This is a genomic window from Alcanivorax sp. S6407 (assembly GCF_023016115.1).
In the GTDB taxonomy this organism is placed as follows: Bacteria; Pseudomonadota; Gammaproteobacteria; order Pseudomonadales; family Alcanivoracaceae; genus Alcanivorax.
On record NZ_JALKBH010000003.1, the window covers coordinates 57,795 to 73,173 of the forward strand.

Consider the following 15,379-nt stretch of genomic DNA (forward strand, 5'->3'; position numbering starts at 1 on the left):
CCAAAATGTGCGGCCGTCGTGTCAAGAGATGTTAATAAAACCGCTTTAATGTCAGGCCGAACCTTCTTCATGGCCGGCGAAGTAACCGTGCTGGAGGAAGGTCAGAACCTGTTTGATAACGGCCTTCTTGCGCATGATGAAAGCATGGCTGGCGGGAACCACCAGATAGTCGCGCATTTCCTTCAGTCGGGTGCTGGGCAGGGAAACCTTGCCGTCATCGTCGCCGGGGATCATCCAGGAGAGCCAGGGATCCACCGTGCGGGTACCGGCGATGACGCCGATTTCCGCCGTCACGGGCTCCAGGCTCGCGGCAATACCATCGGGGCCGGTGCCCAGCTGCTGACCTGCTGGCCCTGTGAGTTTGCGAAACAGCCACCAGTCGCCCACCCGATCCACCACTTCACTCCCCTGGTTGGGCGGCGCCAGCATGACCACCCGACCCAGTTCCGGGATGTCCCGCTCCTGCAGGTAACTGCGCACCAGAATGCCGCCCATGGAATGGGTCACGAAATGAATCTGTTCCACTGCACGGGCCCGACACCAATCCAGTGCCTGGCTGATTTCCTGCTGCGCGAGGGTTTCCACCGGTGCGGAGGTGGAGGGGTAATCCTGGTTGTAGACCTGATAACCCACGTCAGTGAGCGTGTCTTCGATACGGGACATGGCCCAGGCCGATCGCCGCAGGCCATGGAGCACCACCACGCAATCAGATTGGCCACCCGTCAATGCCGGCAGCATTTGCGCCCGGGCCGGCTGCATGCTCATCAGCAACCAGCCTGACAGGACCAGTAACAGGGCAGACATCCAGCGATAGGGTTTGGTCATCGGGGCTCCGGCGAAAGGCAACGCCGGACGATTATGGCCGGCAGACCAAGCATTCCGTCTGCCGGGGGCTTTTTCAAGATTCGGGGTACCTAGCGGTCAAATCCCCGGGCTGACCTGCCGGTTACCACTCTTCCAGGTAGCCGACGCAGTGCTCAATGAGTTCACCCACCCGGGTGGCCGCCTGGGCCAGACGCTCCAGATCCCCTTCGGCCAGGGGCGCGTAGCGGTCTTCTGCCATCAGGTTAAGGGCATTGGCTTCGCTGGGCGGGGTCGGCCGACGGGCCAGCCCGGAGGCGCCCAGTGCAGACTGCATTTCCGTATCCAGCCAGGCGATCAGATCACCGCGGTCCTGACGGGCCTGGGCCAGCACCGAGACCTCCGGCGCTTCCACCCCCGCCTCCACAAAGGCCTGCTCCAGCGCGGCCAGGCTGAACAGGGCATCCGCCCCGGCTACCTGATAAGTCTTGGCGGACTGACGAATCATCCCCACCAGCGCGGAATAAAGGTGGAACACCACCGCCCCTCGCAACGCCAGACGAATAGTCGGCGAGGCTTCGCGTTGCTCATGACTCAGCTGGCGCAGCATGGCGTTGGCAAAATAGATCCGCTCACGCAGACCGCTGACGGTGTTTTCACGAACCATTCGGGACATAACAAAATCCTGGAAAGAAGCTGCAAGCTACAAGCCTCAAGCTGCAAGGCGCGGGGGAGGCCATCGCGGAGATGGGGCCGTGCCCGCGCTCCGGTGCCGTCGCAGCACGGAGCACAGTGCCTTCAGAGCATGAGACGCGAGCCTCGTGTTGTAGCTTGCAGCTTGTAGCTTGTGTCTTTACTTCTTCGCTGCGGCCTTCTTCTTGGCCGGAGCCTTCTTCTTCGCGGCGGCTTTTTTCTTGGCGGGGGCCTTCTTCTTGGTCTGCTCCTCCACCCATTTTCCGTCGCGATAGAACGCCATCCAGCCGGTGGCCTTGCCGTCGATCTCGCTCATCACATACTGCTCTTTGGCCTTGCGGCTGTAGCGCAGTACGCCTGGATTGCCGTCCGGATCTTTCGCCGGCGCTTCCGCCAGATACTTGTGCTTGGGATCCAGCTGCTCTGCCACACTCTGGATCTCTTCGATCAGCGGCGGGCGGGTTTCCCGGTTTTTCGGGAACTTGCTGGCTGCCATGAACAGACCGGAAGCACCGTCACGAAGCAGGTAGTGATCGTCGTCGTACTTCTCGCACTTGAGGTGCGGCATGGGAATCGGGTCAGCGCGCGGCGGTGCCGGCTCGCCACTCTTGAGCAGCTTGCGGGTATTGCCACAGGCCTCATTGGTGCATTTGAAGAACTTGCCGAAGCGACCGGTGCGCAGCTGCATCTCGTGGTTACATTTTTCGCAGTCCAGGGTCGGACCGTCATAACCCTTGATACGGAATTCGCCCTGCTCGACCACGTAGCCGTCACAGTCCGGGTTGTTACCACAGACATGCAGCTTGCGCTTCTCGTCGATCAGGTAATTTTCCATGGCGGTGCCGCACTTCTGGCAACGCTTCTTCTTGCGCAGTTCGTTGATTTCCGCTTCTTCGTCATCCGCTTTCACGTCCACGGCTTCTTCGCCGGGCAGCAGATTCAGGGTGGCGGTGCAGCGCTCCTTGGGCGGCAGGCTGTAGCCTGAACAGCCCAGGAAGACCCCGGTGGAGCCGGTGCGAATCTGCATGGGACGGCCACAGGTAGGGCACTGGATATCCGTATCGGTGGGCAGGTTGGCGCGCATGCCGCCGATGGCCTGCTTGCCGGAGCCTTCGCCCTGGGCCGCTTCCAGCTTGCCGACAAAGTCCTTGTAGAACTCGTCCAGCACGTCTTTCCAGTTACGCTCACCCTCGGCGATTTCATCGAGGGTTTCTTCCATGCTGGCGGTGAAGCCGTAGTCCATCAGGTGCGGGAAATTTTCCACCAACCGGTCAGTGACGATGTCACCCATTTTTTCGGCGTAGAAACGGCGGTTGTCCTGACGCACATAGCCTCGGTCCTGAATGGTGGAAATGATCGCCGCGTAGGTGGACGGGCGGCCGATGCCACGTTTTTCCAGCTCTTTCACCAGGCTGGCTTCAGTGTATCGGGCCGGCGGCTTGGTGAAGTGCTGCTCGGCATCCACCTGATCAATGGTGAGGATGTCGCCTTCCTTCACGTCCGGCAGCAGGGTGTCTTCCTGTCCTTTGCGGGAAGCCGGCGGCTGGATGCGGGTCCAGCCGTCGAATTTCATGATGCGCCCTTTCGCCTTCAGCTCGTAATTGTTGCCGGTGGCAGTCAGGGTGCTGCTCAGGTACTCCGCCGGGGGCATCTGGCAGGCAATGAACTGGCGACGGATCAGCTCGTAGAGACGCTGGGCATCGCGTTCCATGTCCTTGAGGTGCTCGGAACGACGATTCACATCGGAAGGACGAATCGCTTCGTGGGCTTCCTGGGCGCCTTCCTTGCTGGAATAGGAGAGTGGTTTCTCCGGCAGGTACTTGTCACCCAGATTCTGGCCAATCCACTCCCGACAGGCGGCAACCGCATCGGTGCTCAGGTTGGTGGAATCGGTACGCATATAAGTGATGTGGCCGGCTTCGTAGAGCCGCTGGGCCATCATCATGGTCTTCTTCACCCCGAAACCGAGGCGGGTACTGGCCGCCTGCTGCAGGGTCGAAGTAATAAAAGGTGCAGAGGGGCGAGATTTGGTGGGCCGCTGTTCCAGCTGGGTAATGGTCAGCTTGCCGGCTGCTTCCAGCGCCACACGGTGCGCATGGGCATCATCGCCGTTATTGGGGCGGAAGTTCTCACCGTTGTGCTTGGCCACCTGCAGACGCAGGGCTTCACCCTCTGCACTGTGGGTGTCGGAATACATTTCCCAGTATTCTTCCGGGATAAAGGCACGGATTTCCCGCTCGCGCTCTACCACCAGCTCCACCGCCACGGACTGTACCCGTCCGGCAGACAGGCCACGGGCAATCTTTTCCCACAGCAGCGGGGAAATCATGAAGCCCACTACCCGATCCAGGAAGCGGCGGGCCTGCTGGGCTTCTACTCGGTGCAGATCCAGTTTCCCCGGCTCTTCAAAGGCCGCCTGAATGGCTTTCTTGGTAATTTCGTTGAATACGACCCGGTCAAAACGGGCGTCATCGCCACCGATCACTTCCCGCAGGTGCCAGGCAATGGCCTCCCCTTCGCGGTCCAAATCGGTTGCGAGATAGATGCGGTCAGCTTTTTCTGCCAGACGCTTGAGTTCGTCAACCACCTTGTCCTTGCCAGGCAGAACCTCGTAGTGCGCATCCCAGCCCTTCTCCGGGTCGATCCCCATGCGGTTGATCAGCTGGGCCTTGGCCTTCTTCTTTTTATAAGCTTCGCGCTCTTCCTTGGGCAGGGAGCGGGTATAAGCTGCTTCCTTGGCACGTTCCTGAGGGGTGCTTTTTTTGGAGCCGCCACTGACAGGCAGATCCCGCACGTGGCCGACACTGGACTTCACAATGAAGTCATCGCCCAGGTAGCGGTTAATGGTTTTGGCCTTGGCAGGCGACTCCACAATGACTAGCGATTTTCCCATTCTCAGGTACTCAACATCCGATCTAAGGCTTGCGATGGGCGCTATTTAGACAGCGCCGGTATGGCCGGGTCAAGCAGGTTCTGACTTGCCCTTCCTTTTTTAGTACTAGACCAGAGGCGGCCCCAAGGGCAAGCCCGGAGTCAGAAACACGTCGTCTCCTTCACTGCCGCTCCCCCCTGAAACCCGCATGAAACAAGGCATTGATCCGGATCAGAAATCATGACCAAGGCCTCTGGAAAGCAGGACAAAGACCGTTATACTCAGGGAAAAAGCCGTTCATGGAGAAGATCGTGCCCACCCCCTATCGCAAGATCCTGGTTGCCATTGATGGCAGCGACGAATCCGCCCAAGTACTCTCCCGCGCCGCTGGCGTACTGTCCGGCAACGAAGGCGAACTGCATCTGATTCATGTGATTGAACCGCTGGCACTGGCCTACGGTGCCGATGTCCCCATGGATGTCACCGATCTGCAGACCGGCCTGATGGATCAGGCCAAGGCCATGGCATCGCGCTATGCCGCCCAGTACGACATCGCTGACGCCAATGTTCACGTGGAGCTGGGCTCCATTGAGAAAACCATCCTCGACATGGCCGACAAACTGGAAGCCGACCTGATCGCCGTTGGCAGCCACACCCGCAGCGGCCTGGCCCTGCTACTCGGCTCCACCGCCCGCGGCCTGGTACCGGGGGCGCACTGTGATGTGTTGGCGGTGAAGGTCGACCAGAAAGGCAGTTAATAGTTAACAGTGAATAGTGAATAGTTGCGCGAGCAACGGTTTCCCGGCTTTCAAAAGAATGAGGCCGCGCCCAACCCCTGGGCGCGGCCTCATTGCTTTAATCAAATCAAAACCTGGATCGCGTCGCTGTTAACTATTCACTGTTAACTGTTAACTCTCTTCACTGCTTCTAGGTTAGCTGGAGAGCCCCCGTATTCCCCTGCCCTTCCTCGTTCCATCGACACAGTAATTCTGCCAGCCCCTGGGCTTGCTCGCGCAGGGCTTCCAGCTCTTCCTGACTGCCTTTTTCGCCGTGGAATACCGGTAGCTTGCGCATGGACTGGACCAGTTCGTGGTTCGGGTTGGCCATGCGTTTGACTTCCAGGGTCCAGCGGATGTGGTGGACGATCATATGGTAGAAGGCCAGACGGGTGGTCAGGGTGTAGGGGGAATCATCTTCGCTGAAGTCATTGAAATCCAGACTGGCAATTACCGCTTCACGGGCACTCTCGGAAACCCGGATATCCGCACTGCGCGGCGTTCCGAGAAGCATGGAGAGTGTGCCGAAGGCCTCTCCCGGAGACACGTAGTAAAGCGGTGGCTGAGCCGGTGAATCCGCCAGCACTTCCAGCTGCCCCCGCAGCAGAAAGTAGAGAGTGGAATCCACGTCCCCGGCGCGGATGACTTCATCACCGGAACCGGCCACCCAAAGACGGGTGTTGTTCTCCAGCAGGTCAAACTGTTCCGCATCGTCACGGTAAATTTCGTTGAAGAACGGCACACCGGAAAGCAATTGGCGGACACGTTCCTGGCCGTAATCGTTGTTATTGGCCTTTTCCATCGGTTACCCCACAAACTTGGATGGACTGAAAGCACTCTATGCTATTCGTCCCTTAAAGGGAGAACAATGTCCCACAGAATCAGATTCAGGGTTATTGCCAGAATGGCGCATTCAGAGCCCCGGAAAAGGTGATGACCGCCACTTGAGCACGGCCATAAAGCGCCATTGACCTTATGGACAGGCTGGACAAATAACACTGTTCATATTATCAGTATCCGTGCTAGCATCGAAAATATCGTACAAGAAAGCGCCGGTTTGTCAGCCTTCGCTGACACGACGGACACACCTCCGCCGCCCTCTGCGCCAACATGGAGAAGGTTATGAGCAGCAAACTCACTGATCGTCAGCAGCAGGTACTGGACTGTATTCGCGAGTGCATCGCCGATACCGGCATGGCCCCTACCCGGGCTGAAATTGCCGACATCATGGGCTTCCAGTCCAAGAATGCCGCTTCAGACCATCTCCGCGCGCTGGAGCGCAAGGGCTATATCCGTCTTCACAGCGACCGCTCCCGCGGCATCCAGTTGCTGGATAACGCCTACTGGTCCGAAGAAGAGCTGCCTATCGTTGGCAAGGTAGCCGCCGGTGTCCCTATTGAAGCCATCGAAAACGTGGAGCGCACCGTTCCCGTTCCGCAGGGGCTGTTCAAACAGCGCCCCACCTACCTGCTCAAGGTGCAGGGGGACAGCATGGTAGACGCAGGTATATTCGATGGCGATCTGATTGCCGTACGAAAGTCTAACGTTGCCCGCTCCGGCGAAATCGTAGTGGCAAGAATTGACGAAGAAGTCACGGTCAAGACATTAAAACTGAACAAGTCCAGTGCTACCCTGCTTCCTGCGAATGAGGCTTATGAGCCCATCAAGGTGCCAGCTGACCAGCTGGTGATCGAAGGCATTTTTGTGGGGTTGATCCGTGATCCGAATTCTTACTAGCTTATTTATTATGGTGTTGAGTAGCAGCGTCATGGCAGAAGACAACAACTTGCTTCCTCCCTGTCCGAACTCACCCAACTGTGTGTCCAGCCTGAGTGGTGACAAGGACCGCTGGGTGGCACCTTTGCAGGTGTCGGACAACCGTGAAACGAGCTTGCAGCGTGTTCAGTCCGTGCTCGATGGCCTGCCCCGGGTGCAGTATGACGTGGTTGGCCAGGCTCGCATCCAGGCCCGCTTCAAGAGCATGGTGCTGCGCTTCACTGACGACGTGACCTTCTATGTCCGTGAGAACGGTGTTGTCGAGGTACGCTCTGCTTCCCGTGTCGGTTACTGGGATTTAGGTGCCAACCGTCGTCGGGTAGAATCCCTGCGCGACCAGCTGGCAGAGATGCAATCCAATGACCGAAGCGCACAACTCGACAACGAATCCGCCCGTCCAGTGGGCTGATATCGGCGTCAATCTTACCGACAAGCAATTCCGCGATGACCGCGATGCGGTCATCGTTCGCGCCCGGGAGGCGGGTGTCAGCTGGCAACTGATCACCGGTACCAGCCTGGACGAATCCCGTGAGGCCATTGCGCTTGCAGAGCAACACGACGATCTGTTCGCCACCGCAGGACTCCACCCGCACAGCGCCCGTTTTTATTCCCCTGATCTCGAGAAAGAACTGCGTGATCTGCTTCAGCACCCTGCCGTGCGCGCAGCGGGTGAAATGGGGTTGGATTTCAATCGGGATTTCTCCCCCCGTCCGGATCAGGAAGCCGCTTTCGAGGCACAGCTGGGTCTGGCCGTCGACGCCGGGCTACCGGTGTTTCTCCATGAGCGTGATGCCCACGAGCGTTTCCAGCCGATTCTGAAAGCCTTCCGCGATGATCTGGTCGGCGCGGTGGTGCACTGCTTTACTGGCTCCAAAACCGCCCTGTTCGACTATCTGGATCTGGATTGCCATATCGGCATTACTGGCTGGGTGTGTGATGAGCGTCGGGGCAAGGAGTTGGCCGATCTAGTGCACAATATCCCTGATAACCGCCTGCTTATCGAAACCGATGCGCCCTATCTGCTGCCGCGAGACCTGCCGGAAGCCCCTCCGAAAAAGCGCCGCAACGAACCCTCACTTCTACCCTGGATCGGCCAGCGAATCGCCACTCTGCGAGGCCAGAAAATGGAAGCCGTGGCGGCCATGACCAGCGCCAATGCAAGGACGTTGTTTACGGCTCGGTAGAAAAGAATTTTTTACCACAGAGATCACAAAGGGAAGTGCTTCACGCCTCACGCAACAGGCTCCACGCTAAAGCCAAAAGCATGCAGGATCGTAACTCCCCCTCTGTAGGAGCCACAGTTATTTGCTTCGCTCACCCCTTCGGGGCCGCCTTACAGGCGTTCCTTCGTTACGCTCGGTGAGGTGCAAACCCGAGCTTCGGCGAGACAAGTACAACGCTCTCGTAGGGCGGAAATGCCTCAGGGCATCTCCGCCATTGGCGCCATGGCGGAGACAGGCCTTCACCTGTTTCCGCCCTACGCAAAGATTCTGGTTTTCGCATCTGGACGGCCACATACGCTCAGCAAGCTGAGTCTCCCATACAGAGACGCGGCATGCTGCACGCTTCAGGCTACACGCCAAAACCAAAGACACCATTAACACAGGAAAAACAGAGAAATACCAAAGGCACTTAGTGTCCTCTGTGTGAAAATGCTTTTGATCTGAACTGTCAGGCGTGATCGCTACGCCAGTGAAAATCCACTTTCAGGGGCGGAATCACCTCCCCTTCCGGCTGCCCTACCATCTCCGCATGGGCGGAGTGATGCAACAGCGTAGCCTTGGGCGTGGAGACTTGGCTTAACAGGTTATTGGCGTGTTCCGGGCCGTTGAAGCGCTGGATCTTGCCATGTTGATCCGTGACCCAGTACCACTCACCGTCGAGCCGAACCCTCACGGTGCATACGGACAAACAGGCTGAGGTAATTTCAATTTCCTCGGCCTGACGTTTGTTGAGTTTGTGAGCGCTGATCGTTTTCATGGCTTTAGAATTACGCCACTACCGTGAACCCCGCGTCATGAGGAGACGATCCCCCCTGGCCATGCTACCAACCCACATGGACTGCGCTGTTCCAGTCACAAGGAAAAGCCGTTTACCCCAGATGCCACAAAGCACCCATTGGGAAACCTGTCTATTGCTGCCTGAATCCTGTCTTCTGGAATCCGGGCTCCGTATCCAGGCTGGCGGTGATCGCCATGCGAGCATGGGCTCCTACGGCTACCGTTTGTGTATTGCCAAGTGCGCAATCTTAATCACGATCAAAAGCAGCCTTAGCGACATATCTCAGCCTGAACCGCTTACGGCTTTTGCAGAAACGCCTGTACATCCAGCAAACCGAACGGCCAGGCCAGTTCATGGCCGTTGCGGGACAGCACCGGGATACGCTCCCCGTACTGCGCAATCAGATCGTCGTCCTCGGCCACATCCACTGACTCCAGTTCCACATTGGGGTTGACCATCATCAGCAAATCCTTCGCCTGCTCACACAGGTGGCAGCCGAGGGTGGTGTACAGCACAACGGTCATGGTTCCTCCACGTGGCGAATGGCGTAGAGCACATGGATCTTGTCATTCCGGCGGAAGTCCTCCGGGATGCTCCAGCGGGTCAGGTCTTCCACGTCGTACCATTTGGTAATCGACTCATCCAGTTTGAAGCGGCGGAAGTTACAGGAGAAGTACAGCACCCCGCCCGGCTCGAGCCGGCGCATGATCTTGCGAATCAGGTCGCCATGGTGCTCTTCCACCACAAAGTCACTGCGTGACTTGTTGTTGGAAAAGGTGGGCGGATCGCAGAACACCAGATCGAACTGCTCCTTGCACTCATCCAGCCAGCGCATGGTATCGGCCCGCTCCAGGCTGTGCTGGTCGGTGGAGAAGCCATTCAGTGCCAGATTGCTGGCCGCCCACTCCAGATACTTCTTGGAGGCATCCACCGTGACCGTACGCTTGGCGCCCCCGACCGCGGCATGGACAGTGGCCGAACCGGTGTAGGCAAACAGGTTGAGGAAACGCTTGCCGGACGCTTCTTCGGCAATACGCAGCCGGACCGGACGGTGGTCGAGAAACAAGCCGGTATCCAGATAATCCTGCAGGTTCACCAACAGCTGCGCCTGCCCTTCACGGACCGGGCGATAGTGCCCCTGACCATCCAGCTTCTGATACTGCTGCTTGCCCTTCTGCCGTTCGCGGGTACGCAAATGCACTTGCTCGCGATGCACCCCCAGAGCCGCCCGCACTGCGGTGACCGCCAGATCACGGCGCTCACGGGCCTTGTCCGGGTCCACAGTCTTGGGGGCCTTGAATTCCTGCACCAACACCTGATCGCCGTAGATATCCACCGCCACATTGAATTCCGGTAAATCCCGGTCGTAGAGGCGGTAGCACTGGATGTCCTCACGCTCCAGCCAGCGGCGCAGATGCTTGCCGTTTTTCTTCAGGCGATTCACCAGCGGCATGGCCAACTCGGGAACTTCAAAGGCGGCACTGTCTGCCACCTGAACCACCTGGACAGCTTGCTGCTGACGCGGTGTATAAAGACGAATGAAGTTGTTGAATGGCCCGTTCCTGAGGCGCCACTGGGTATCCAGATGCATGCCGGAACGATCCATGACTTCGGCATCCGCGCCCAGCAGTATCACTTTCCATTGCGGTGCCAGTCTGGCCATGATGCGGCCCAACCCCAGGTGCAGCCAGCCAGCCTGCTCCTGCTCTTCCAGGCGTTCCCCCCAGGGCGGGTTGGTCACCATGATGCCGTCGTCTGCCACATCCCGGGGGCGCAGGGCGCCCAGTTCGCGGCGCTCGAAGTGAATGGCGCTGCGCACACCGGCACGTTCGGCATTCTGCTGGGCCAGCTGGATCGCCTTGAGATCCGCATCGAAGCCCTTCAAGGACAGTGACGGCACGGGCCGATCTGCACTGGCAGCGGCTTCGTCCATGGCGGCCTGCCAGAGTTGCCGGCGGCAGCCACGCCATTGCTGGAAACCATAGTGTCGGCGCATGGCGCCCGGGGCGCGACCTGCGGCCATCAAGGCAGCCTCAATCAACAGGGTGCCGGAACCGCAGAACGGGTCCAGCATGGCGCCGGGACGCTCAGGCTTGTGCCAGCCCGCCGCCCAGAGCATGGCCGCCGCCAGCGTTTCGCGAAGGGGAGCACGGCCACCGGCAAGGCGGTAGCCACGACGGTGCAACGGGTCACCAGCCAGATCCAGCCACAGGTGCGCTTCGTTCTGATCCAGTCGCGCACGGACACAGCAGCTGCCGCGCAGATCACGGGAAATGGTGAATTGCGGCGGCAATGCCTGGATAAAACGCTTGGCACTGATGCGGTTATCACCGCGCACACCGGCACCATGCTCCACATTCACATGGATGGGTGCATCGTTACCCACCAGTGAAAGCCAGTCCTGGCTGGCAGCCAGTTTCTCCGGTGCGATGTCCGGTGTTACCCCCAGTGTGGCCAGCGGTAACAACACCCGCTCGGCAAGACGGGACCACAGGCAAACCCTGAGCGCATCAGCGGTGCCACCGGAGAATTCCACGTGGGCCTTGCCAGTCTCCGTTACTGTTATGCCCAATGAGCTCAGTTCATCGGCCAGCAGAGGCGCCAGCCCGGGCATGCTGGTGGCAACAAATTCCATTATCTCTTCCTCGTAAGTGACTGTTTCGTGCAATCACAAAAATTAAATATTCAACATTTTCAATTAGTTACACGAACTGTCATCTTGCTGTCCTTTAGACGTCATATGCCTAAAGAAGCGCTCTGATATTGCTACTTGGTATTCGACACTACTCTAGCCGTTTTCCATACTGATTTTGTCGACCCCGGAAGTGAAGTCCAAAACACAACGGGCCTGTTCACATTGCCCGGGGTTATTTCTTGTTTGTACCGATGTATGTGAAAGGATAAGCGTCTATGAAGCGACAAAAACGAAACAGAGACGACCGCGCCTACAACAAAGGCTACAACGCTGGCCTTGATGGTAAATCCCGAGAAGATTGTCCCTTCGGCTCACTTCAGGCCCGTACCAACTGGATGGGTGGCTGGCGTGAAGGTCGTACCAACCTCGCTCAAGGCATGCTGGGTGTCGCCAGTATTCAGAATCTGAAAAATATCGGTTAATTCATCCCAAGTTCATCCAAGCCGACGCGCTCGCCGCGCCGACCCACAGGGCCCCACCAGGGCCCTTTTTAATGCCTGACATTCAGCAACTTACCCTACCTTTGGCGTAAATATGGCGTAATAGAAAGCAGCGGGATTGGGCCCTACGCCAGGCTGAGGGCGCTATTCTGATGAGCCCACCCGCAAAATGCCAGCAAGAGAAAATAGGAAAGGAAAGGATGCGGTACTACACTGTCCACATAGACAGTACTGGAGCCACCGACATGCACACCGTTCTATTATCTATGTTCTCAGAAACCATCAGCGCCGGATTTCCCTCCCCCGCCCAGGGCTACATGGAGGATCCTGTCAGCCTGAATGATTTGTGCATCAAGCACCCTGCCGCCACCACGCTGATGGTCTGCGACACCAACGCCATGGAGGGATTCGGGATCTTCGAGGGTGACATTCTGGTGGTAGATCGGAGCCTGACGCCCCGCAATGAGGATGTGGTGATTGTGGAGGTGGGTGGCCAGAGCCTGGTGCGCAAGCTGCTTACGCGGGTGAAGCCGAGACTGGTGGCCAGTACCGGCGATGCCATCATGCTGGAGGATCACCGGATCATTGGCGTGGTGTCGAGCAGGCTTAAACCGCTGCATGACGGGAGCAACAGAGGTTGTGCGGAGGGTTTGACAGCTGGGTGGAGCGAGTAGCACCTGACGAACGGGGCCAAATTCCTTTTGACTGCGAACACAGCACTGATACCATCAACATATCTCGCGGCTATATTCAACAGAAAGTGTGTTGTATTTCGGTAAAGAAATGTAACCAGAACAAGCTGTGATTTTGGAATGCTGACTGGTGGCGAAAGCCCCCAGAGGGAGCAGGCCCGGGCGGGGCCTGCTGTGACACTAACCCGCAGGTGTGGGCTGGCGCCGTTCGTTGTGGTAGGCGAACAAATCCATTGTTTCAGCGCAGTGGCATGGCGTCAACTCCCACCGGCACCGCACAGGAGAAGGCCATGATCGCCCATGAGTACGACCCGATCTGGCTGGTGATTGCGCGATCGCTTGAGCTGCTGCTCTTCGTTTTGCGTAAAAACCGTCTGAAGTAACGCCCAGGCCGGCAGCAATGCCGGCCACCTACATTCCCCAGGGCCATTTTCCTGCGCCAGCTTAATCCATCGCCTACAGACGCCTTCCCTGGCACCTGAGACGATGACCCTGCCCGTCGCCGGTACACACCAGCGACAGACGTGTCAGCGCTATGCGGCGGGCTCCATCACTCGATCAGATCAGCCCCGCTACATTGGTTGCTGCGATTTCACCGGCCTCATTAAGCGCAGACTGGTCCCAGTGCACGCTATCCACCAACTTGCCCTGCCCGACAAAATCCTGGTAAGGCATGACCAGGTGAACGTCCGCGTTTTCGCTTGCGACTTCTGACAGCGCATCCCTGACTTCTGCAAAAGCTGCATCTTGCCCAGAGTCGGTGGTTCTATCGATTGAGAACAGATAGGCCGGCATGTCTGCAATGTCGGCACGCACTCGCACCGCATCAATGACTGTCATCATGTTGGCTTTCACTGTCGCCTTCGCTATGCCGGAAGTGGCGTCTGTCTCGCCACCAAGGTAGCACATGGCCACATTGTTAATTTTTCCGCCGCGCCCCTCAACCAACGCTTTGGCCTCCAGATACATATCCACCATCTGATTTCTGTAAAGATCACTCCCTGCCCAACTGTTAATGCCAAGACCACTCACACCACCACCTACGATTAACGCTATTCTTCCGGTCAGTTCGTAGTATTTGTTTGCGAAAGCGGGCCATGCAGACCCTGTATCAGACACATTGCCAGCAACGTTTGTAGCGTAATGACGCGTCGGGTCTGCCAGCGCTTTGAATACGCCGCCCTGCTGGTATTCAGCCCCTTCACCGAATGAAACGCTGGTCGATGTCAGGCTGTCACCCTGGCCGCTGCAATTAGATTGCCCGCCGCACATGAACACGTCGTATTCCAGCTGCTCAAGATGGCGGCTACCTGTGCGAACTTTGAAAAATTCTGACACCCGCCTGATTCCTGCTTCCTGCATGTCGCCGCCCGTGATGATGGCGCCGCCATAAAATCGGTCGCCCACAGTGCTATACGGACCGCCTACTGTGTACCTTGTTCCCGCTGGTGCAACAGCAGTTTCAGGCGAAAAGGCAGAGGATGTTTCAGGGGAGCCATTGATTGAGTTTGTCATCTGGCCCTCGATATAGCGCCCAGCTATTACAAAAGGCAGATCGTCAGAGACAGATCCCAGCGCGGATGTGGTGCCATTGACGCCGGACGCCGCGTTTGTCAGCTGCGAAAAACCCCGGAATGAGCTGCCCTGTTTCAGATACATCCCGTAGGAGGTGGCTCCCTCGTGCATCCCAAACCAGCACCCATTTTGCACTGCGGCTACGATGCTTGTCGGGAATGAATACGTAACGCCAGGTGCAGAGACCAGCCGCTGCCCGTATGCTGTTACTGCCAAGTAAGGCACTCCTCGCTCGTCGATTCGGTATGTCATCCGGGCTGAGTCAGTCGGTGCAGCCAAATGGTCACCGTGTCCAGACAAGTCACGGATGAAGCCCACCTTCTGCTCAACCGCCGTGACCGGCACAAGCCCAAGTATGTCTTGAAAAAGGGACGGCCTCACAATAGCGTCCCACCAACGGACCTCGCGGCCACCGTTTGCAAATCGAAGCGGCGACGCCACAGGCACCCCGTCATCATCTATGCCATAACCATTCATAACGCCGGTAAAAGATGACGCTATATCTATGTCTGCGTCACGCAAGCTGGAAATTCTTGCCGAGCTAGGCGCCCTCCCAACCTCAGTTGCAGTTGGCCCGGAGTCGTGCCGATAAAGAATCAGCAGCTCGCCAGATACACCGGAGGGCACATAGAAATAATCATCAACACTAGTAGCCGCCAAACCAGCTGTGGTGTCGGCATAAATACTTGGAGCAGCTGCGGCCGCATCCGCATACGTTTGGGCGTCACCTGCGCTGGTGGCTGCTGCTGAGGCAGACACACCGGCATTGGCTTCTGCTAACTCAGCACCCGCTTGCGCGGCAACCGCATCATCCCTGGCATCCTCCGTTTCGCCTTGAGCGACCAAGGTATCTGCCAGCGCCGCTTCCGCCCGATCCGCATCCACGCCGGCCTGCGGGTAGTCATCCTCCAACCGCTTCAGCGTAGGCCGAGAATTCCCCAGGCGATCCGTCCAGCTATCGCCCGTGCCATTGACGGCCTCATCCATGTTTTCGGCGTTATCAACAAGGTCGCGCGGATCCTTCGACGGAACCGGATTACCAGTGTCGTAAGACATTC

Annotated in this window: 14 protein-coding genes; 6 read left to right on the plus strand and 8 right to left on the minus strand. The window is 58.0% G+C overall.

What is annotated here, in order from left to right; all coding sequences use genetic code 11:
- Positions 1-51: 51 nt before the first annotated feature.
- From MWU49_RS08985 to topA, 3 genes are all read right to left on the minus strand, one after another.
- Complete coding sequence (locus MWU49_RS08985; protein ID WP_246970901.1) at positions 52-825, minus strand: alpha/beta fold hydrolase; 774 nt, start codon at positions 823-825, stop codon at positions 52-54.
- Positions 826-946: 121 nt separating this feature from the next.
- The gene (locus MWU49_RS08990; RefSeq protein ID WP_246970903.1) at positions 947-1,477 is read right to left on the minus strand and encodes a DUF6586 family protein; all 531 of its coding nucleotides are present in this window, start codon (positions 1,475-1,477) and stop codon (positions 947-949) included.
- Positions 1,478-1,654: 177 nt separating this feature from the next.
- Positions 1,655-4,387, minus strand: coding sequence for a type I DNA topoisomerase (topA, locus tag MWU49_RS08995; RefSeq protein WP_246970906.1), 2,733 nt, complete (start codon positions 4,385-4,387; stop codon positions 1,655-1,657).
- Positions 4,388-4,665: 278 nt separating this feature from the next.
- On the opposite strand from topA, the gene MWU49_RS09000 reads away from it, so the two are divergent.
- Positions 4,666-5,124, plus strand: coding sequence for a universal stress protein (locus MWU49_RS09000; protein WP_246970908.1), 459 nt, complete (start codon positions 4,666-4,668; stop codon positions 5,122-5,124).
- A gap of 169 nt (positions 5,125-5,293) precedes the next feature.
- Here the strand turns inward: MWU49_RS09000 and MWU49_RS09005 are convergent, their stop codons facing one another.
- Positions 5,294-5,944: a cyclic nucleotide-binding domain-containing protein gene (locus MWU49_RS09005; RefSeq protein ID WP_246970910.1), complete on the minus strand. Its 651-nt coding sequence runs from the start codon at positions 5,942-5,944 to the stop codon at positions 5,294-5,296.
- A gap of 320 nt (positions 5,945-6,264) precedes the next feature.
- Between MWU49_RS09005 and lexA the strand changes: the two genes are divergently transcribed.
- From lexA to MWU49_RS09020, 3 genes are read left to right on the plus strand one after another with little or no spacing between them, the layout of a single operon-like run.
- Positions 6,265-6,879, plus strand: a complete 615-nt coding sequence (gene lexA / locus MWU49_RS09010) for a transcriptional repressor LexA (RefSeq protein WP_153501689.1) — start codon at positions 6,265-6,267, stop codon at positions 6,877-6,879.
- Between the two features lie 31 nt (positions 6,880-6,910).
- Positions 6,911-7,327 carry a DUF1499 domain-containing protein gene (locus tag MWU49_RS09015; RefSeq protein ID WP_246970912.1) on the plus strand — a complete coding sequence of 139 codons (417 nt, stop codon included), beginning with the start codon at positions 6,911-6,913 and terminating at the stop codon, positions 7,325-7,327.
- A complete protein-coding gene (locus MWU49_RS09020; RefSeq protein ID WP_246970914.1) occupies positions 7,278-8,102 on the plus strand; it encodes a TatD family hydrolase in 825 nt (274 codons plus the stop codon). The genes MWU49_RS09015 and MWU49_RS09020 overlap by 50 nt, the downstream gene beginning before the upstream one ends.
- 487 nt (positions 8,103-8,589) lie before the next feature.
- Here MWU49_RS09020 and MWU49_RS09025 read toward each other — a convergent pair whose 3' ends face one another.
- The 3 genes from MWU49_RS09025 to rlmKL all read right to left on the minus strand — a co-directional run bounded on the left by MWU49_RS09025 (position 8,590) and on the right by rlmKL (position 11,554).
- Entirely contained in the window at positions 8,590-8,898 is a 309-nt protein-coding gene (locus MWU49_RS09025) for a DUF6482 family protein (RefSeq protein ID WP_246970916.1), read from the minus strand.
- Positions 8,899-9,215: 317 nt separating this feature from the next.
- The gene (locus MWU49_RS09030) at positions 9,216-9,443 is read right to left on the minus strand and encodes a glutaredoxin family protein (RefSeq protein WP_246970918.1); all 228 of its coding nucleotides are present in this window, start codon (positions 9,441-9,443) and stop codon (positions 9,216-9,218) included.
- The gene (gene rlmKL, locus MWU49_RS09035; RefSeq protein WP_246970920.1) at positions 9,440-11,554 is read right to left on the minus strand and encodes a bifunctional 23S rRNA (guanine(2069)-N(7))-methyltransferase RlmK/23S rRNA (guanine(2445)-N(2))-methyltransferase RlmL; all 2,115 of its coding nucleotides are present in this window, start codon (positions 11,552-11,554) and stop codon (positions 9,440-9,442) included. The genes MWU49_RS09030 and rlmKL overlap by 4 nt, the downstream gene beginning before the upstream one ends.
- A gap of 275 nt (positions 11,555-11,829) precedes the next feature.
- Between rlmKL and rmf the strand changes: the two genes are divergently transcribed.
- Entirely contained in the window at positions 11,830-12,036 is a 207-nt protein-coding gene (gene rmf, locus MWU49_RS09040; protein WP_035229665.1) for a ribosome modulation factor, read from the plus strand.
- Positions 12,037-12,299: 263 nt separating this feature from the next.
- Positions 12,300-12,728 (plus strand): S24 family peptidase, encoded by a 429-nt coding sequence (locus MWU49_RS09045; RefSeq protein ID WP_246970922.1) that lies wholly within the window; start codon positions 12,300-12,302, stop codon positions 12,726-12,728.
- Positions 12,729-13,304: 576 nt separating this feature from the next.
- Here MWU49_RS09045 and MWU49_RS09050 read toward each other — a convergent pair.
- Positions 13,305-15,377 (minus strand): sialate O-acetylesterase, encoded by a 2,073-nt coding sequence (locus tag MWU49_RS09050; protein WP_246970925.1) that lies wholly within the window; start codon positions 15,375-15,377, stop codon positions 13,305-13,307.
- Positions 15,378-15,379 lie beyond the last annotated feature (2 nt).